Here is a 19447-nt window from a genome sequence, read left to right as displayed (position 1 = left end):
GAGGTTGGCTTGAAAGCTTCCAATGCAGTGTGCGTATAGCAACGCATTCACTTTGAGCAATCAGGCCTGACCGAGTGCTTTTTGCCCTCTGTACAAGCGAATAATGGTGAAGCTATTAACTGCCAGTAGCGTAGCTTCAAGCAGGGTGCCGCCAATAGAGCCGACAATAATATTGTTGGTTAGCCAACATATAGCGCCGCACAAAAACGCTAAACGCATGCGTATTCCCGACAAACAAAACAAGGCATAAGTGCCTATACACGTGCCCAAAATAGGGAATAAGTCGTACCAAACTTCGGCCAAATACAGCCCGGCTGCTAGCGATATTAATATAAACAGGTAGGCGACACTTCGGGAGCGAGTTTTAATTGAAATGCCTGTTCTTACCACTGAAAGCAAGGCACTTAAGCATGCGGTTACGGCACCAAGTAGCGCAAAATGCAGGGCGTGATTTAAATTCATCACCACCATCATTATTCGCAGGTGCTGATCATCACGCTGATAAAAGCACAAAATGCCAAGCGCAAAACTCAGCAATCCTATCGCTTGGGCCAAGTCGAATTCTGGTAACAAAAGGGAAGGCTCGTCAATGATTGATAAAGGTTAACGATACGCAGTTTTTAAACAGCAGAGTAGCCTTTACATCGCTTTTTTAACCCAACACATCACATTGACTAATGGCAGGCGGGTTGTTCACTAGGGTATACTTATCGTGCACGATATTATTCTTAAACCCCCGATACAAATTAGGTCCTTTCCATGGCAACGGCATCCGCACTTCACATTTTGGTTAAAACAGAGAAAGAAGCGCTTTCTATTTTAGAGCAGCTTAAAAAGGGTAAGGATTTTGCGACGTTAGCAAAGCGTCATTCTAAATGTCCGTCGGGCAAGCGTGGCGGCGATCTTGGTGAATTCCGTAGAGGCCAAATGGTAAAAGCCTTCGACGATGTGGTATTTAAAAAAGACGTGCTAAAAGTACACGGGCCGGTGAAGACCCGTTTCGGCTACCACCTTATTAAAACGCTTTATCGTAGTAATTAAAACCAGAGCCTTTTAAAACCAAAGCCGCTAAAGGCCGAAGTAAGCCCGATCCATTCAACAAGCGTTTAAAGTATGTCCTAGCTAATTACCTTGTTAATTGCCCGGCTCCCACTTTTCACCGCATACTGAATTTTTGGTAAATATGGCGTACGGGCTGTTGGTGTCGTGCAGTGAATTGCGTAGCGCTGCGCCGTGATCTACCGTAATAAATGCTGTGTCAGAGGCCTTACCTTGTTCATCCAGCATAAAGTAGTCGCTGGAGTAGCTTGTTAGCATCATGCGATTGTCGTAACCCATATCGCTTAAGCGAACCCGGGTAATGGCTTTAAATTTAGCGTCGGGGTTAGAAAGGCCTACGATTTTCTTAAAAAAGTAGCCTTTATCAGACTGCAGCTGGGAAAAACCATTTAACGTGTTTATCAGGGTTTTTAAATCTATTGCTTCGCGCTGCAGCATGAAGTCGTGCTGAATGGCATTGCCATCTTTTCTAAGGCTGTCTTTCGACGGTGCTTTACCAGCAGTATAGGCCTGCTCTGCTTCCATTGAAGAAAGGTGCGCTTGCCCTTCCTCTGTATAGTGAATCAGTGCGCTCGTATTCATGTTTACGTAGTAGTCGCTGATCCCCGCAGGTACCACTTCAAATAGCATAACATCTGGGGTTACGGCGCCTCGCTCTTCGGGCGTTTGAGGGCCTTTAGCCACGCACTTGTCAGAAATGAAATAGTAATATTGGCCAGCTTCAATGGCGAAAGCTGTATTAGATAGCACCGCGCAGGTGGCCAGAAATAGTAGCCTGGAAGTGAAATGTTTAATTGCCGTTACAGCACTGCCTATTTGCATATCAAAGACGCCTTATTATTTGATGCATTTATCTATCATACCAATGCATGCCGACTGGTATAAGGCGTCATTGTAAGGGGGAGTGGGTAAAAGCGCGAGTTAAGCTTTAGAACGCGCTTTGTGTTTAGTTTGTAGCTCAATAATGCTAAGTAATAACTTATGAGCAAACCCACCGTTAACGGGGGCGAAGGACAATAGTGTCGCTAGAGTAGTCTGTAGATATCTGTAAATTGTCGGCAAGGGCGGCAATAAGCGCGTCTACATCATTGGTGTTGAATAGCCCTGCTACTTGCATGTTAGCAAGCGCAGCATCACCTAAAACAACCGTTTTATCCGTATATCGGCTTACTTCTTCAATCACGTCAATTAATGGCTCGCCGCGAAATACAATCTTGCCTTCACGCCAGCTTAAATCATTCGCGATATCTTCATCTGACACGGTCTCAACGGTGCTGTTAGGCAAAGATAAAAGAGATTTTTCACCTTGAACTAACGTCAGTGGCTGAGCCTGCGGTTTAATAATTGGATCAATAATGCTTTCGCCATTCGCTTTGTTAAGTGTATAGCTGGCGACTTCTACCACGCCTTCGGTAACTACCAGTTCAAGGTCGCCGCGGTGATATTGCACATTAAAAGCAGTACCAACCGCCTGTATGGCTTTACCGGCTGCAAGTACATTGAGCGGGCGGGATTTGTCTTTCGCCACTTCGATATGAAGCTCACCTTTGACAAGCTGAATAATCCGTGAGGTTTCAGTAAAAGCGATGTTCACTTGAGAGTTGGTATTAAGCCATAGTGTACTGCCGTCCTCTAAGCTAATGCTCTTGTGCTCGCCCGGTTTGGTCGAGGCTTGTAACGAGTAGCTTGCCATTTGTGAAACAGGTTCGGTTTGGTTAGACGGCGAGAATAAATTTAGCCCCTGATAACTTAACAGCCCGACCATTAAAAACGAGGCAGCAATGGCCAGCGGGCGCTTCCAAGTCACGGTGTGGTTTGCTTTGTGTTTGACGCTAGGCTCAGGTGTATGAGGTACGATCTCAGCCAGTTCGCTAAGCACCGACATCTTGTCCCACAAGGCTACTATTTCGAGGAAGGTGTCTCGATGCAAAGGCGTTGCAAGCCATGTTTTTAGCGCTTGTGTTTCATTGTCATCAAGCCCTTCGTCGAGTTTCACTAGCCATTCGCTAGCGGCATCAAGCACACGCTCATCGCTATTAAACTGTACAACGTTGCTATTGGTGTCTGACTTAGCGTTTTTTGTTTCGTTTGTTGAACTATTCATGGGCGTCTCTCTTTACATCCGCCGTACTGTGTTGCCCACCACTTTGATAAGCATTCGGCCGTGTATGCGACGTCGTTTGTCGTCGCATAAATAAGGTGCATCTTTTTATTCCTTCAGCAATATGCTTTTCCACGGTTTTTTCGCTTATCTCTAATTCTTGGGCAATCTCTTTAAGAGAGTAGCCATACACTTTCTTCAATACAAATGCGCGCCTGCATTGCTTGGGAAGGGCGCGCACTGCGTCACAAAACAACTTAAACTCTTGCTGGGTGGCGTTGTTGTGAAATGTTTCATCTTCAACACCGCTAATTGCGCTTTCCAGTGCTGCCGCAACCTCTACGCTGTCGTCTACCATGCGTGTTTCTGCACGCTTCAAGTGATCGTAGGCCAAGTTTTTTGCGGTTTTAAACAAAAACGACTTGGGCTCTTTAATATGCTCGGTAGATTTCGCCTGACACAAGCGAACATACGTATCCTGCAGTATGTCATCCACTTCTTTAGGCGGCACAAGGCGCGACAGCATTTTGGCCATCGAGCCGCGCGCCGACATATAGGCATTATGTATGGCTGTTTCTATGGGCATATTGTTATTTTTTATCGTTGTTACTTACTAAGACGACAGCCACGCTATTTTCCCCCAGTATTTTCAACATTATCGCTCAAAAATTAAATTTGTTAATGGGTTGTATATAATGCGACGCTAGTTTAAAACAACACCAACAATAACGTGTAGGGTGACGCATACGCATCACACACTCTAATAATCAATAATAACAATAGCGTAAAACCGAATATGCCTGTGGCAAGTGAACCATTCGACACAATAATCATGCTGCCTTTTAAGCCTAAAGCTTTAACGGTTGCACTGTGCATGATGTCGTTCGGCGCAAGTCACACTGTTATTGCGCAGTCAGTGCTGCCCCACCAACAAGCAGAAGTGATTACACAGAATACATCGCCGGTCTCCGCAATAGATTTCGCTATTCCTGCACAAAGTGCAGACGAGGCAATCATCGCATTTGCCAATCAAGCCGAGCTGACCGTAGTCTTTCCCTTCAATAAAGTCAGGCATATTTTTGCAAATGAAGTAAGTGGTAACTATACCCCGCAAGTAGCAATAGAAAAGCTTTTGGCTGGTACAGGCCTGAGTGCTGATATTGTCGATAACACCCGAATAAAAATAGTGCCTGCTAGCGATAGTGATGAAAACAATCACTTGCTTGGTCGTCTTTTTAACGCCATTACCGCACAAGACGATAGCTTGGTGACCGTACCGGATGAGCAAGGTAGTTACGACATTGAATACATTGAAGTAAGGGGCTTGCGAGCGCGTGTTGCTCAATCGGTGGGGATTAAACGCAACGCGAACGTCATCATTGATACTATTCAGTCGGTGGATATGGGCAAGTTTCCCGATCAAAACCTCGCAGAAGCGCTGCAGCGTGTGTCTGGCGTATCTATCGACCGCGCAGAAGGTGAAGGCCAACTTGTTACAGTGAGGGGGTTTGGGCCGGAATTTAATCGGGTGTTATTAAACGGCAGGCCTATGGCAACCGATAAGCTCGGGCGCGAATTCAGCTTTGATACGCTGGCCTCTGAGATTGTCAGTAGTGTAACCGTGCACAAACAAAGCCAGGCGACTATGCAGTCAGGTGGCATCGGCGCTACGATCGATGTTCACACCGCTAAACCTCTTTCTTTCAAGGGGATGCGGGCGGCTGGCAGCATTAAAATGCAGTACGATACTAACTCGCAACAATATGCGCCTTCTACCTCTGCTATGTTCAGCAACACTTATTTGAACAACTCGTTTGGCATTCTAGCCTCTTTTACTCAACACAAGCGTCAAGCGCGACTAGAAGAAGCGCAAATTGATGGTTGGTTGGTAAATACTAACGTACCTGAAAGTGAGCTTTCTGATGACGTTTCTACGCTATATGTGCCCAGGAATTACGATCAAAGAGTGCGCTTTGACGATAGAACACGTACGGGGTCTGCGCTCGTTTTACAATATCGACCTAACAACAAGCTAGAGCTTACGGCTGATTATCTGGGGTCAACATTTGATGTTGAAACCTCGGCAACCTCAATGGGACATTGGTTTACATCGAGTAACCTTGAAGATGTTACGGTGGATGAAAACGGCACGGCGGTGGCTTTTTCACAAAATAGCGGGCATGCCACCGACTTTCACGCGCGCACATTTAACCGTTCATCGACCTTGAGAAGCTTCGGTTTTGCAGCGAACTACATCGCAAGCGATAGCGTAATTGTTGATGCTGATCTGTCTTACTCAATGGCTAATGTCGATGACAATAACGGAGAGGGTAATTCTCTCTCGCTTATCGGCTATTTAAATCGCTCTTCATTTGACCATACTCAATCAAACATATTGCCGGCTATATCGGGCTTTGAACAAGCCAACCCTCGTCAAGTTAACGCTTTGGGTGAGCCTGTGGGGGTATCCCATTACTTAGACCCAGCTAACGGCCGTTCCCACGTTATGCTACGCAGAGGATGGAGTGTTGACGACGATATAGGGCAAGCAAAAATCAATGTAAGCATGCTTGGGGATGAAAACTGGTTTAGCAAAATTGACGTTGGTGGAGCATTAACTCAGCGCGAAAAAGCCAACGAAAGAAGAGACAACGAAGCAGACGCAAGGCACTGCAGTTTTTGCGGCTATTTTGATGCACCAGATATTCCCGATAGCTTCCAAACCATATTTGACGCAGGCGACGATTTTCTAGGCTCAATTAGTGGGCATGAGAACATACCTCATCAGTGGCTGCGCCACGACGGTGATACATTATTCCGTTACTTAGAAAACGCTGGGGATGTCAGTCTAGCCGCTGAAACACGGGGAAGCTCTTTCGCTGTTAAAGAAACAGTGTATGCGGGGTATATTCAAACCGCTATTGAGAAGGACTACGCGCCTTGGTTTATCGATGTGCATGCAGGGCTACGTGCTGAGTACACTGACGTAAAGGTAAGCGGTGTCGATGAGCAGTTATCGGCGTTAGTTATTTTAGACCAAACCGAACTGGGGCAAGAGTTTGGCGCCTCGGTAAATATTGATAAATCGTCAAGCTACACCAATCTTTTACCCAGCGTGAGCGTTAAAGCCAGCTGGTTAGATAGTTGGGTATTTCGCGCGGCTTATAATCACAGTATCACCCGCCCAACCTTAGAACAGATGGCACCAGGTGTAACTTACACCACCACGCGACAAGGTGGCGACCTGCGGGCGCGTATCGGAAACGCACAGCTATTGCCCTTTGAGGCAAAAAACATTGATTTGGCCATTGAGCATTACTACCAGGAAAATAGCTATATATCGGCAGGTTACTTTAGAAAAACGGTAGATAATTTCATTGTTAATGAAAGCAGTACACAAACCTTTAATAACGTGACTGACCCTAGCACCGGCACAGATCCAAACGCGGTTGATGATGCTGATGCATTAGCGCAGTTTTCCGTAATATCTCCTAGCAACGGTGAGTCTGCAACGGTTGAAGGGGTAGAGGTAGCAGTACAGCATTTGTTTGGCGAGTCAGGGTGGGGAATTCAGGCCAATGCGAGCTTTGTAGACAGCAACGCTGAATTAGACACCGCCAATATCCGTTCAACCTTCGCACTTACAGGGTTGTCGGGTGCCAAAAACATGGTGCTGTTTTATGAAAAAAACGCGCTGCAATGGCGGGTGGCCTGGAACCAGCGAGAAGGGTTCTTGCAATCGCTGAACCAAACCCAAAGCACCGAGCCTACCTTTGTTAGCCCCTACAAGCAGTGGGATATGAGCCTTTCATACCAGTTCAGCCCAAGGGTTTCTGTATTTTTTGAAGGTATCAATATTACTAACGAAACCGTGCATAAGCGCGGCCGATTCAGCAATCATCTCTTGCTTGTGCAAGACGCGGGGGCGCGCTACGCCTTAGGTGTAAACATCACGTATTAGTATTCGGTCACACGCAATTTGCAAGCGCCTAGCATTTATGTTCCTTGTGTATTCTTCTCCAGTGTTTCTATTTCTTTCCACAGTTTTTCTGATTGGGCGGTAAGCAATGAATAAGTCTTTATGTCACCGTTTCTTTGCGCGTGCATGGCTTTTTCAAGAAGGGCGTCATACTGCTTCCGCATCTTTTTGGTTGGATTGCTTTTAAAAAGTCCAAACATAGTGAAAGTCCTAAAAAGAGAGATAGCGAGAAAACGTTTGAACAGGAACTTTCGATCACCCATTTTCGTGAACAAACTTTCATAAACATTCATGGGAGAATACTTGAGTGAATGGCAGGCCACTTGGCTAAGTTGAGCTAAGTATGGCCTGCACTTTGGTTACATTAGAACTGGTAAGTGACGTAGGCACTAATACTTCTGCCTGGCTCTGAGTAGCGCTGGTATCCATTACCGCTCACACCGCCAAAGAAACCACCAGTACCGTCTCTTACGCTATTAAGTACTTCCCAGCGGTAATACTCTTTGTCTGTAAGGTTGTAGATCGCCGTGGTAAAGCGCAGGTTTTCAGTAATGTCGTAGTAGGCGAGCAGGTCGAAAACAGCATAGCCTGCAGGCGTATGCGATGGACCTGCACCGTTGTTTAACGAGGTGTAGCTAAGTTGAGTACTTTCTTCTACCCCTTTACTCAAAATTGCGACAAGTTCTGCGCCCCAATCACCTTCATCAGATACGTAGCCTAGTCCAACTGTTGCGGTATCTGGCGATACGGTTTCTAAGTCGTCCCCCGCATTGTTAAAAGCAGACGCGGTGTCGTAGGTACCGTCCAATGCTGTATAAGCAAAACGACCCGCAATGTTATCTGTAAAATTGTAATTAGCAGTAACTTCAAAACCGTCAACAGTCAGTTCGCCCGTATTTTGTGGCTGCGTGAATACATCATCAGTATTGACTACGGTTTCACAACCGAAGCGACCGCACTGCACGGTAGTTACTTCAGTGCCATAAGGCGTTGAATAAGTCTCGTCTTGAATCATGTTAGTGTATTCAGTTCTAAACACCGACACGCTGACATTTCCGTTCTCGAAATCACCAATATAGGTGAGTTCAAAGTTAGTCGATTCTTGAGCATCGAGTTCACTGTTGGCAATACGATCAAGGTCAATAAACGTGTTACCAGTTATGATATCGGTGACTTCATCGCCTGAGTTTGTACCAAAATACAAGCTTTGGAGCGTAGGCGCTTGGTAGCCCTGAGCAATTCGGGCATTTATAGAGTGGCCTTTTACGAATTCGTAGGTAGCACCAATCTCTCCTACCACCGCACTAAATTCGCTGTCTGTGATACTTAATCCTGTGGGATCTGAAAATGTGCTGTCTACAGTAGGCGTATATTCCGTAGAATCGTAGCGAAGTCCAACGTTTACGCTTAATTGCTCGCTAAGTTCAACCGTGTCAGCTAGGTAGGCTGTAATTAACGTTTTTTCGGTTTCTGGAACAAAGCTTTGGTCGCGAATAGGGTAGCCGTCTAATATAGGCGAGTCCGCGGTTTGTCCAGCGAACCTGCGGTCGAACATCACCGCTTCTGCGTCCACCTGTTGATAACTAAAGCCATAAATAATCTCATGGTTAAATTCTCCGGTGATTGATTTGGCTAAATCAACATTGAAACTCAATGAGTCCTGGCTGAAATTGCGGTCCTCGGTACGCAATATAGCGTCGCCGTCTGCACTGCCGTAAAGAAAGCTGGTTACACCCGATGAAAACAGCTCTTGATAGTTCAATGTCACATCTATGCTGTCAGCAAACGCTAGGCCTAGGTTTTCGTTGTTAAAGAAAAGCCCAATTCGCTCGCGGTTATTTTCATCCGCTGAGGTGAAGTCAAAATAAGAGTCACTTTGGCGAGAAAGAGGTACGCCGTTCGTTTCTCTGTCCGTTTTTTCGTAAACAAAGCCTAGTTGCTGGTGCTCGGAAAAGTTATAAGCAAGTTTAAGTAAAACTGCATCGACTTGATTATCCATCGGGTCAGCCTGACCACGTGCTGAGCCAGAGATATTCTCACCATGGCTGTGGGCTTCTGTTTCACTACTGTCGCGCATTGTGTATTGCAATAGCGAGTCGAAGTTACCCGTTCTGTTAGCGACGGTGCCGTGTACTAGCCATTCGTCAGAGCGTGCATCAAAACCGGTTTTCAATTTAACGCCTGTGGCATCGCCTGTGGCAGGTAAAAAGTCGCTCGCTTCATTGGTCACGTAGGTAACTGAGCCAGCAAGGGAGCCTGGTCCTTGCGCGACAGCGCTTGGGCCTTTAGTGATATTGACGGCTTTTACGTGTTCCAATTCAATTTCGCCGCGGCTCGATCCATACATTCCATAAGCGGCGAATGAGCTTGGGTTTAGCGTTTCGCCTTGACCGACGCCATCTACAGTTACTGCTACGGCGTCTCCTTCCAAGCCGCGAATGTTGAAGCCATCGTTACCGAAACGGTTACCCGTATCATTAGTTTGTACTCCTGGGATATAGCGAGCGGTATCTTCAATATTTGTAATTGAGCGCTTTGACAGAGTTTGTGCATCCAGCACGGTTTCGACAGTCGTTGTCAGGGTTTCTTCACTTTTGGCCTTTGTAACTGCCAATTCTGATTGTTGAGCTAGGGCAGGAAGTGTTAGCGCACAGCCAAGCGAAATAGCTACCGTTGAGCGTTTAAATTTCATTGTTCTTTTCCAATTTTTAATAAAAGTGCAAATAATTAGTATTTCGTATCAACGCTAAGCCTCCTGTTTGCGTCGGTTGATATCATTTTTATTTTTCTTAAATCGCGCCTGTCAAAGCGATTTCTTGACACTTCGTGCGTCAAAAATCGATCGTAATACTATTGATAACTATTATCATTTGCAATAGTATGATTTCACTTTTACACAACTAGAAAATAAAAAACCATGAAAAAACACACGCTCATCAGTTTACCCTTGCTTATTGCAAGCTGCTTCAGTGGCGCTGCTCTAGCCCACGTGGCTTACCTAAAACCGCTTCAGTTTGAACCGGTTAGAGGCGGTAAAGTCACGCTAGATGCATCTTTTGCAGAACAATTTTTTGTACCAGAAGCGGCAATTACGAATGCATCGTTTGAAGTGGTAACCCCTAGCGGCAAGCTAGTGAGTGTGGAGAAGGTTGTCGATCTGTCTACCCGTAATGTTCTTGAGCACACTTTAGAGGAAGAAGGGACTTACCAGTTTTCAACCGGAAAACGCATGGGGGCAATTTTTCGCGTGTATGAAAAGGACGGTGAGCGTGGCTCTATGCGAGGTAATGAAAAGCCTCTACCTGAAGGTGCGATATTAAAAGAGCACTTTCAATCAGTTACGTTTGCAACAACGTACGTAACGAAGAAAGGGCCAAGTGAACAGGCGTTAGCGCCAAGAAACGACGGCTTAGAGATCGTGGCAATTAATCACCCTAACAGTTTGTTTGCCAACGAGAGTTTTAATTTCAAAGTTCTGTTTAACGGTAAGCCTGTTACCGATCATGAAATCTCGGTGTACCAAGGAAAAGATCAGTTCGCCGAAGAATCTGATGTAGAAAAATTAACGACAAATGCCAATGGGCAAGCGTCATTTACTCCTTCAGCACAAGATGTCTATTTGATGCAAGTAAGACTGCGTACCGACGCGCCTGATGGTGCAGACGTGCCCACTTATAGCTACACCACCACACTATCATTCGAAGCCTATTAATCATTGAGGGTACAAGGAGATAATTATGTTTAAAACAGTAAGTTTAGCCGTTGTATCTGCGCTTTGTATTAGCGCTTCGGCAGTAGCTGCACCACATAGCGCCAGCGGCATTATATTGACCTATGACTTAAATAAAGACGAGTCACTTCCATTAGAAGAGTTCGTTGATGCCAGACGCGCTCGCTTCAATGCGTCTGATACCAACAAAGACGGTGTACTTGATGAAAGTGAATATGTTTATGAGTGGGAAGGCAAAGTAGAAAAACGGTTAGCTGAAGACAGAAAAGCATCGGTAAAACAAACTCACATACGTTTCCATGCTGTTGACAGCAACGATGACGAGTTTATTACTATTGATGAAGTAAACGCGGCGGGTGAGCGAAGTTTCTCACGTATGGACAGTGATAATGATGGTGTAGTTGCACTGGGCGACCCTGAACCAGCGCCCCGTCGCTCGGCGTCACAAGAAAAAGATGACAAACCTGAGCTAGTACAGCGCCCTATGTTGCGCATGCCGACCAGCCACAATATTGAAGGCTTTGTCACCTTATACGACCAAAACGGTGACGAAAAGGTAACAAAAGAAGAGTTTCACGCCGTTCGCAAAGCGCAATTCCAGCGTACAGACGAAAACAGTGATGACAAGCTTACAGAGCAAGAATACGTGCTTGAGTTTGAAGACAGGCTGGATGCACAGATCGAGAAGACCCATGAAGGGCAAATTAAACAAACTTACGTTCGCTTTGAAGTTCTTGATACAGACGAGAATGGCAAAATGACATTTTCAGAGTACATGGTGTCTGGGTTTAATGCCTTTCATCGCTACGACACTAATGGTGATGGCTACTTAACGTTAGCTGATCCAGCGCCTGCGCCACGTCAGCAGGAGCAAAGTGACACCACCACTGCACAAGTCAGCGAATAATGGTTGGGCGTTTCCTTTTATATCTGGCGGTATTTACCGCCAGCTATGCTGTTAAGGCCGAGTTGTATGTGTTTCCTGCACCATCACCAGAAGCAATCTCCCACACGCTTAACACAGAAATAACCCTGTACGAAGAGCAGACACTTAGCGCCATTGAGCAAAAGAATATTGATCTACTGATTAAAGACACCTATCAAACGTTAGATAAATCAAACGCAACGAGTGCGCTTAGCGAAATTAATAAACGTTACGAAGGTACACTTCCGGCGTGGCTGTACAGTGCCATTAAGCGGTGCGAGGATTGGTTTAATCGGACTGAAGGTAACATAAGCTGCCGCAACGGTGCGCTTTATGACTATTGGGCCGAATATGTTCAAGGTAAGCATGACCTTTCGCGTCGCGAAGTGAGACGTCTTGCTCGTGTGGCGCGCATTGCTGAGGTCAATTTTGATGACGATAACAGCGTGGCGTTTGCGTCACCTATCCAGTGGGATTTATCCGAGTTCACAGCTTCTCTTGCCGTAGATCGCATTGCTCACTACCTGACATCAATTAATATTCGTTCTTACCACATTAGCGCGCAAGGGCTAGAAACCCACGCGTCGAACCAAGGTTTTAGTTGGCAGGGGACCGTGGCGCAAGAGGCTGTAATTCAAAATGGCCGCGCAAGGGACGCTGTTAGTAATCCAAGCACCATCGCATACATCAGGCCGTGGCAACGCCCAGTACTTTCTACTTCAAAGCTGGCGCCTTTAGAAAAGGGCGTGTTAAGCCACAGTGACGGTTGGCCTAGCGCCAAGTTTCAAGCCATATCAGTGGCGGATAACGCATTTGAAGCCATGTTGTTAGCACACTTTTCGGCAACCAAAACAGCGCAGCAAGCCATGGAGTTAGTTAACGCGAACCCATCACTAGCGCTGAAGTTAATTGATGAAAATGGCAGGGTATTTACCAGCAACACCTATACAGCTCGCACGTCGGGTAAAAACAAGACTGAAAAAAATGGCTACGCCATCTCAATTGATATCACCTTACCGCTATTTGACATTGCAGATTATCGCGGTCCTTTCGTAAGCGTGTGGATAAGCGACGAAAAGAACCGGCTAGTAAAAAGCTTGGCGCTTCGCGGCACCAGTGAAAGATGGCTAGGCGAGCTGCGCACATGGTGGCGAAGAGTGGGTCGGAAAAATGAAGGTTTAGTCGATGGGTTTGCCGGGGCTACAAAGAAAAACGCACCCTTGCACATAGAGTGGGATGGATTGGATGATTTTGGAAAAAGCGCAAACTCGTCGTCGTTAATTCTTCACGTTGAAGTGGCCAGAGAACACGGCGGTCGAAGCTATGAGAAAATTCCATTTACCTTTGATAGCCTGACTTCACCAATAACCGTAACGGGCACGGATGAAATCGCGTCTATTACACTCTCACTAATGAATTAGTCGTCAATCTTAAAATTGCAGTAACGAGCACTACCAAAGGCAGCTATCGCAAATCGCTATCTGAAGTTTTCATAGCCCTCATTATTAGGGCTGAGCGTTTTACCCTTTAAACGTGATACTGGCGTTTGCGGTTAGCCTGCCTTCTTTCACATCAGCATAATCCGAAATATCGTTAGGTAAACAGCCGCTGTGCAGCAAGTTGGCTGGATACAACACAGCGCGATTAAACATAGGCTCAATACGGGCGATTTGGGTGAACATGGCGGTATCACCGTTTATGTACGCTTTAGGTGGTAACCCTACGCTGGTGGCTTGACGTTTTAAGGTTTTAAAATAGCCTTCGTATTGCGCGGCATTAACCCGCTCTAACCCCGTATCAATATGTCGATAGAATGCAGTACCGCCCAAAGGCGCGCTAAACAGATAGTGCACCAATGCCCATTCATTATCCTTTTGCGTATCGATGTGCGGAATACATTGAATGGGCGATAAACTTTTCGGCGCTTGATTGGCTATGGAAAGTTGCACTAGGGGTATTTGAAGCGGCTTTTCCACGCCAAAATCTTGTAGCCCATTATGCGAAGCAAGTTGGCTAAACAACAACGGAAGCGAGGTATGTAGGTGTTTGACATACTCCTGGGGCGGGTGACTTCTCACCCCCGGATAAAAGTCGCCATCTTGTTTTGTAAATGGGTGGTGTTGAGCAATTGTTTCTACCAAACTCAGCGGGTCTGGTATGAAACCATCGATAACAACAATCGGTGTGGCTTGCTCACCAACCTTAATCAATTCGTAGTTTGAAACCATGCGTCTGCGTTTTTATTCGCCTTGTTCTTTTTGTCGATAAGGGCATAGATTTGTGCGTTTGACGCTATGAGCGTGTAAATGCTTTGCAGCATGTGTTGTGCATGCAAATCAGCAATCGCGTCAGCACTAAGCGCCGCTAGCTTATCTTCATCAATGGTATATAACCCTGTTATAGACGTTTTGCTTTCGTTTTCAAAGGTAATATCTAGGGTGAATGGTGTGATAAGGTTGTGCTGTTGCAGCGCGGCAATAAAACGTTGATTTTGCGTTTCACCGTCAAGTAGCTGAGCAAGGATCTGCTGCTTTTCTAACAGGTAGTTACTGGGCTCTCCCGTGTTATCAAAAAGCGGTGTGCCTTTTTCTTCGCTTACTGAAGCGTTATCCATATCAATGCACAGCACCCGGTTGCTGCTGTCAGCGCTTTGCGCTTCCGTTCCTACATAAAAAGGCAGGCGTTCAAACTGTGCGGGAATATAAACCGCATCCCATTCACCTTGTTGCCAAAATAGGTTTTCTTTTTCTTCAAAACCTAATAAGGCAGATAAGCCAAATTGTCCTGAGTCGTCAAACTTGGTGATCACCACGGGATAATGTACCACTAGCTTGTTTAGCTCAGAGACCACCACAGGAACAAGGTGCTGATTGGCACTGAGTGACAATGCATCGTCGGTTACTTTCAAATCTGCATGTTGTTTATTATTAATGGCAACCATGTGAGTCATACGTAGGCCCTGCTTATTGATTTACGTTAAACGGCCTGCAGGCCGAATTGGTGAATTTTATTAATAAGTTCGCGATGTTTAGGCAGTTTCTCCACCGCCATGCCGCGAGCTTTTCTGTTCTGCATCAACTGTTGCTTAGCAAAGTCGGCGTTCACCCATTGCTGATGTGCGCCTAAATCTGAGGTAAACCCCATACCGTACAGGACATACTGATAGCTTGCCGCGGGGAATACCTCGTTGTTGCTGGTAAAGTCTTTGTCACTAGGTGGGTGGTATTGCCACAGTGCGAGTAATTCTTTTAATGAATCCGGAATAGTATGACTATCGCGATTGTCCCGCCAAAATGCGCTGTCTTCTCGCTTACTCAACATGTAATGCAGCTTTAAGAAGTCGATAATTCGCTGCCAACGGTAAGAAAAGGTGTCATTAAAGCGCTTCGCCACAATATCCATTACGGCTCGATTTGCTGGCAACTGTTCGGCGATCATTGAGGCAGACAGCTCCACCAGTACAAGCGCTGAGGCTTCTAACGGCTCTAGAAAGCCCGCCGCTAGCCCAACAGCCACGCAGTTATTTTGCCAAAAGCGCTGCCTGTGTCCGCTTTGAATAGTAATGTCTTTTACGTTTATCCCATCTATGCCGTTTAACGTGCTGGTTTGGCGAACGTATGTGTCTAAGCGAGCATAGGCGTCATCTTTACTCTGATGCCTACTGGAATAGACGTGGCCTACACCTCGGCGTGACTGCAAACCGATATCCCAAATCCAACCGGCGTCTTGTGCGGTGGAGATAGTGTGGGATGCAATAGGACTTTGCGGGGTGTCATAAGGCACGTGTACTGCTAATGCTCGGTCGATAAAAAGTACATCGTCACAGGGAATAAACGGCACCTTGTAGTGTTCGCCGAGCAGCATAGATTTAAAGCCGGTACAGTCAACAAAGAGGTCGCCTTCTACTGTTACCCCTTGCTCGGTATGAAGGGCTTTGATATCGCCGTTATTGCTGCTTTCGACGCGGTTAACGTCGGCCAGCACATGGTGTACACCTAGTTTTTCAGTGCAGTGTTTGGTTAAAAAGGCGGTAAATTTTCCTGCATCTAGGTGATAAGCATAGTTAGCGGTGCCTGCAAACTCTGCGTGGCGTATGCTTTTAGGTGCACAACCTGCTTCGCATATCGCTTCCTGAACACATACTGCATGGGAAAAAGACTCGTTTAATTCTGGTGCTACAGTCTGCCAGTAAGGACCTAAATTTGTTTGCGAAAACCCTTGGGGCAGCATGAGAGGGTGGTAGTAAAAATCGTGCTCTTCACCAGTGGTCCACTTAGCAAACTTTGCTCCTTGCTTGAATGTGGCGTCGCATTCTTTGATGAAAGTGGTTTCGCTAATACCCAATGCAATTAGTGTTGAGCGCATGGTTGGCCAGGTGCCTTCGCCCACGCCAATAATAGGCACATTGGGGCTTTCTATTAAGGTTACTTTAATGTCTTTGCGGGTAGCGCATTGATGTTGCGCTGCAATACGACCAGCCGTTAGCCACCCTGCGCTACCGCCACCAACTACTACAATGTGCGTTATGGGAGTTGCTGTTGTCATACTGATTTCCTGAATAAAAACTGTGGCTACCAAATGGTAGCCACGAATGTGGGACCAACAAATGTCGGCCCCAATTACGCGAAACTAAAAGTTTCCGCGCACACCGAAGGCCCAACGTCTGCCGCTGTCTTCAACCAACAGCAAGTGATTAGAGAAGCGACCGCGTTTATGTACAAACTCTTCTGTAAGGTTAATACCTTCAAAGAAGATTTCTACATTGTCTGTCACGCTGTAGCTACCGCTAATGTCAAGCTGTTGATAAGACTCAACAATGGTTGGGCCGTCACCCTGCCCTTGTGTTAACGACTGAACAAACTCATCACGCCAGTTATAGGCAAGGCGAATTTGATAATCGTCAGTTTCATAAAATGCCACCAAGTTGTAAGAATCACTTAACCCGGTTAGTGCAAATACCTGATTAATATCGAATGGATCGAGTTCGGCGTCACTGTCAACGATAGTTCCGTTGGCAAGCACCCCAAAGCCATTATCGAAAGTGTGCTGAAGCGCAAGCTCGAAGCCGTCTACCGTTGCGTCTTCACCGTTATTTGGCAGAGTATTGGTAAACACAGCAACGTCGTCACCCGCATCTGGCGCGCTAGCGTTAGTGCCTGTAGAAGGGTCGGTTAGCAAGCTGCCGTCAGCAAGCTCGAAGGTTTTGTCTTCTTGGCTATTAACAATAAAGTTCGATACCAACTTTCTGAAGTAACCAATTGATGCATAACTTGCTTCGTCATAGTAATACTCTAGTGACAAGTCCAAGTTGTCCGATTTGAATGGCTCTAGTGCAGGGTTACCACTGGTAGACGTTAAGTCACCACCTTGGCGGGTGGTTGTAATTACTGTCACCGGTGACATGCTGTTAAGCGTAGGGCGAGTAATAGTTGAACTCGCCGCAAAGCGCGCAATTAAGTCGTCGGTAATTTCCAAACGTACGCTGAAGTTTGGCAATAGCACGTCGTAATCAGACTCAGTGGCAATACTTTGCGCATCGCCAAAACCAGCCAGCATTTCGGTTTGATCCAGAATCGTTAAGCCCGTTATTGGCGCTTGCGTTCCGTTAACCGTCACATCCGTCATTTCATAACGCACACCAGCGGTTGCGCTTAAGAACATGTCTGCAACTTCGCCTTCAAAGTCGAATTCCATATAGGTAGAGATAATATCTTCTTCAACTTCAAAGCTGTTATTACGACGCACCGCATCAAAACTAATCGACTCACCATTTACGCTTTGATAATAAGATTCTAAAAACGCAAAGTTGGCTTCGCCATCATGGGCAAGCCAAGAGGTGGGCATGCGACCGCTACCACTTACGTCAGAAAGAAAATCGCTGCCTGCGTCAAAAACGTATTGGCTGCCTGCTGGGATCTCAGGTAAGTCTGGGTAACCACAGTAAGTACAGTGAATACCTACACCTTCATTGTCCCAACGGGTAAGTGATTTGGTTTCGGTGCTGTACTGTGCGCCAAAGCGAATTTCAGTTAGGCCGCTGCCATCTGTTACGTATTCGCCGTCAAAGCGCAGCTGGCTCACTTCATCTTCTACCGCCCAGCCTCGACGCAGCATTACGTGAGCTCGGCTGTTCGCTTCATCAAGATGATTGCTAACACCATCAGGTGTCAGTGCAGGGTTATATATAGGGAAGCCGTCAGGACCCGTAACAATCGCGCCATCTAGTTCTTGTTGTCCGCTATAAATATTGTCATTAGGCGAAGCGAACATGCTGGCAACTGGTAAAATGTTGTCATCTACTTGGAATCGTACGCGGTTGGCATAACCAATAAGTGAAAGCTGATCGCCGCCACCATTATTGGCTTCGCGTTCGGCTTCTGAATGACTTAAATCAAACGATAAATTCAGATTATCAGAGTACTGGTAATCAAAGTTAAGGCCTATGGCATAGGTATCAGTTAAACGGTCGAACGTTTTGGCGTGCATATCGGTCGCCAAACCTACCTCTTGGTATAAATCGACAATAGTACCGTTTGCATCAACCGTTGGGCTGCGGCGATTGCCGTTTTCATCAAACAGGCTGCCGTCATCACCTACACCCTGAATGTTAGGCGCGGTAAACCAGTGGCCGTATGACGTTGCTTCAGACTCTACGTCAAAATCTGAATACAATGCGTCAGCGGTTACTACCAGTTTGTCGTTAGGCGCATATTGAAATACAAGATTAGCGTTAGTACGCGTACGCTCTTCAAAGGTCACTTTGTGATCGTAGTTTCGCGGTGAAAATACATTGCCTGTCCAAGCGTCGCCTGACTGCGTAACAGGGTTTGGCACGCCAACGTTCTCTAGCCAACCGTCCATCTGAGCCTGGTTAAGGCGAGTCTCACGCTCTTGGTGTGAAACGGCAAGTAATACACCGAAGGTGTCGTCATTGAACGTGTTGCTAATAAGGCCAGAAAATTGCGGCGTAGTTTCTTCGCTATTTTCGTCGTACACGCCTTTTACCGAGCCCGCCATTTTAAAACCGTTTAATGCGAACGGGCGCGCGGTATTAATATTAATGGTAGAGCCTACACCACCAGACTGCATTGTGGCCGTTGACGTTTTATGCACATCAAGGCTGCTTACTAACTCAGAAGCAATCGTGTCGAAACTGAACGCACGCGAATCGTTTTCAGACGCCATTTGACGGCCATTTACCAACACGGTGTTAAACTGTGGTCCAAAACCACGTACGGTAATTAGCTGGCCTTCACCGCCTGAACGGTCGATAGATACGCCGGTAATACGCTGTAGTGATTCAGCTAAGTTGGTATCGGGAAAATCACCGATGTCTTCTGCGCTAATGGCGTCGACTACGCCAGCAGAGCTGCGTTTAACATCCATCGATTTTGCAACCGATGAGCGGATACCACTTACCTCAATCACTTCTACGTCTTTATTGGGTTGCGCGTCTTGGGCAAATGCACTATTCGCAGAAATAGCCGACGCTAAAACTGCTGCCACTGAGCATGCAAGCTTGGTTTTCCTATACATGATGGTGTGTGTCCTAATCGTTAATTTTAATGCGCCTTATGGTGTGCACCCCACTTGGCTTTCTCTCACAGCATTTCGCTGTTAATTCATCAAGACGACACGGTTTGTAAAATCCCC

The 19447-nt window shown here is 46.4% G+C and carries 15 protein-coding genes; 5 read left to right on the top strand and 10 right to left on the bottom strand.

Annotated elements, in window-relative coordinates; genetic code table 11:
- Window positions 1-60: 60 nt before the first annotated feature.
- Complete coding sequence (locus MHM87_RS02925; protein ID WP_275443074.1) at window positions 61-573, bottom strand: YgjV family protein; 513 nt, start codon at window positions 571-573, stop codon at window positions 61-63.
- Window positions 574-759: 186 nt separating this feature from the next.
- Between MHM87_RS02925 and ppiC the strand changes: the two genes are divergently transcribed.
- A complete protein-coding gene (ppiC, locus tag MHM87_RS02920; RefSeq protein WP_012520075.1) occupies window positions 760-1041 on the top strand; it encodes a peptidylprolyl isomerase PpiC in 282 nt (93 codons plus the stop codon).
- Window positions 1042-1134: 93 nt separating this feature from the next.
- Here ppiC and MHM87_RS02915 read toward each other — a convergent pair whose 3' ends face one another.
- From MHM87_RS02915 to MHM87_RS02905, 3 genes are all read right to left on the bottom strand, one after another.
- Window positions 1135-1881, bottom strand: a complete 747-nt coding sequence (locus MHM87_RS02915; RefSeq protein ID WP_187446354.1) for a hypothetical protein — start codon at window positions 1879-1881, stop codon at window positions 1135-1137.
- A gap of 175 nt (window positions 1882-2056) precedes the next feature.
- The gene (locus tag MHM87_RS02910; protein WP_239257730.1) at window positions 2057-3163 is read right to left on the bottom strand and encodes a FecR domain-containing protein; all 1107 of its coding nucleotides are present in this window, start codon (window positions 3161-3163) and stop codon (window positions 2057-2059) included.
- Window positions 3156-3746, bottom strand: coding sequence for a sigma-70 family RNA polymerase sigma factor (locus tag MHM87_RS02905; protein ID WP_039229032.1), 591 nt, complete (start codon window positions 3744-3746; stop codon window positions 3156-3158). The genes MHM87_RS02910 and MHM87_RS02905 overlap by 8 nt, the downstream gene beginning before the upstream one ends.
- 210 nt (window positions 3747-3956) lie before the next feature.
- Between MHM87_RS02905 and MHM87_RS02900 the strand changes: the two genes are divergently transcribed.
- The gene (locus MHM87_RS02900; protein ID WP_239257729.1) at window positions 3957-7121 is read left to right on the top strand and encodes a TonB-dependent receptor; all 3165 of its coding nucleotides are present in this window, start codon (window positions 3957-3959) and stop codon (window positions 7119-7121) included.
- A 35-nt stretch (window positions 7122-7156) separates the two neighbouring features.
- On the opposite strand, the gene MHM87_RS02895 is transcribed toward MHM87_RS02900, so the two are convergent.
- Together MHM87_RS02895 and MHM87_RS02890 are read right to left on the bottom strand one after the other, a co-directional pair.
- On the bottom strand, window positions 7157-7339 hold the full coding sequence (locus tag MHM87_RS02895; RefSeq protein WP_039229326.1) for a DUF6435 family protein: 183 nt from the start codon (window positions 7337-7339) through the stop codon (window positions 7157-7159).
- Window positions 7340-7503: 164 nt separating this feature from the next.
- The gene (locus MHM87_RS02890; RefSeq protein WP_239257728.1) at window positions 7504-9831 is read right to left on the bottom strand and encodes a TonB-dependent hemoglobin/transferrin/lactoferrin family receptor; all 2328 of its coding nucleotides are present in this window, start codon (window positions 9829-9831) and stop codon (window positions 7504-7506) included.
- Between the two features lie 225 nt (window positions 9832-10056).
- On the opposite strand from MHM87_RS02890, the gene MHM87_RS02885 reads away from it, so the two are divergent.
- Genes MHM87_RS02885 through MHM87_RS02875 form a run of 3 tightly spaced genes read left to right on the top strand, consistent with a single transcriptional unit; the run spans window position 10057 to window position 13215 of the window.
- Window positions 10057-10851 carry a DUF4198 domain-containing protein gene (locus MHM87_RS02885; RefSeq protein WP_075177214.1) on the top strand — a complete coding sequence of 265 codons (795 nt, stop codon included), beginning with the start codon at window positions 10057-10059 and terminating at the stop codon, window positions 10849-10851.
- A gap of 25 nt (window positions 10852-10876) precedes the next feature.
- A complete protein-coding gene (locus tag MHM87_RS02880; protein WP_239257727.1) occupies window positions 10877-11776 on the top strand; it encodes a calcium-binding protein in 900 nt (299 codons plus the stop codon).
- Window positions 11776-13215 (top strand): DUF2271 domain-containing protein, encoded by a 1440-nt coding sequence (locus tag MHM87_RS02875; RefSeq protein WP_239257726.1) that lies wholly within the window; start codon window positions 11776-11778, stop codon window positions 13213-13215. The genes MHM87_RS02880 and MHM87_RS02875 overlap by 1 nt, the downstream gene beginning before the upstream one ends.
- A gap of 99 nt (window positions 13216-13314) precedes the next feature.
- Here the strand turns inward: MHM87_RS02875 and MHM87_RS02870 are convergent, their stop codons facing one another.
- From MHM87_RS02870 to MHM87_RS02855, 4 genes are all read right to left on the bottom strand, one after another.
- Window positions 13315-14022 (bottom strand): DUF6445 family protein, encoded by a 708-nt coding sequence (locus tag MHM87_RS02870; protein WP_239257725.1) that lies wholly within the window; start codon window positions 14020-14022, stop codon window positions 13315-13317.
- Window positions 14001-14744 carry a SapC family protein gene (locus tag MHM87_RS02865; protein WP_014951249.1) on the bottom strand — a complete coding sequence of 248 codons (744 nt, stop codon included), beginning with the start codon at window positions 14742-14744 and terminating at the stop codon, window positions 14001-14003. The genes MHM87_RS02870 and MHM87_RS02865 overlap by 22 nt, the downstream gene beginning before the upstream one ends.
- 26 nt (window positions 14745-14770) lie before the next feature.
- The gene (locus tag MHM87_RS02860; protein WP_239257724.1) at window positions 14771-16339 is read right to left on the bottom strand and encodes a tryptophan halogenase family protein; all 1569 of its coding nucleotides are present in this window, start codon (window positions 16337-16339) and stop codon (window positions 14771-14773) included.
- A gap of 84 nt (window positions 16340-16423) precedes the next feature.
- Window positions 16424-19330 carry a TonB-dependent receptor gene (locus MHM87_RS02855; protein WP_168463126.1) on the bottom strand — a complete coding sequence of 969 codons (2907 nt, stop codon included), beginning with the start codon at window positions 19328-19330 and terminating at the stop codon, window positions 16424-16426.
- Window positions 19331-19447 lie beyond the last annotated feature (117 nt).

This window comes from Alteromonas sp. Cnat3-28, assembly GCF_022348265.1.
Lineage (GTDB): Bacteria > Pseudomonadota > Gammaproteobacteria > Enterobacterales > Alteromonadaceae > Alteromonas > Alteromonas macleodii.
This window is presented reverse-complemented; position numbering and strand designations above follow the sequence as displayed.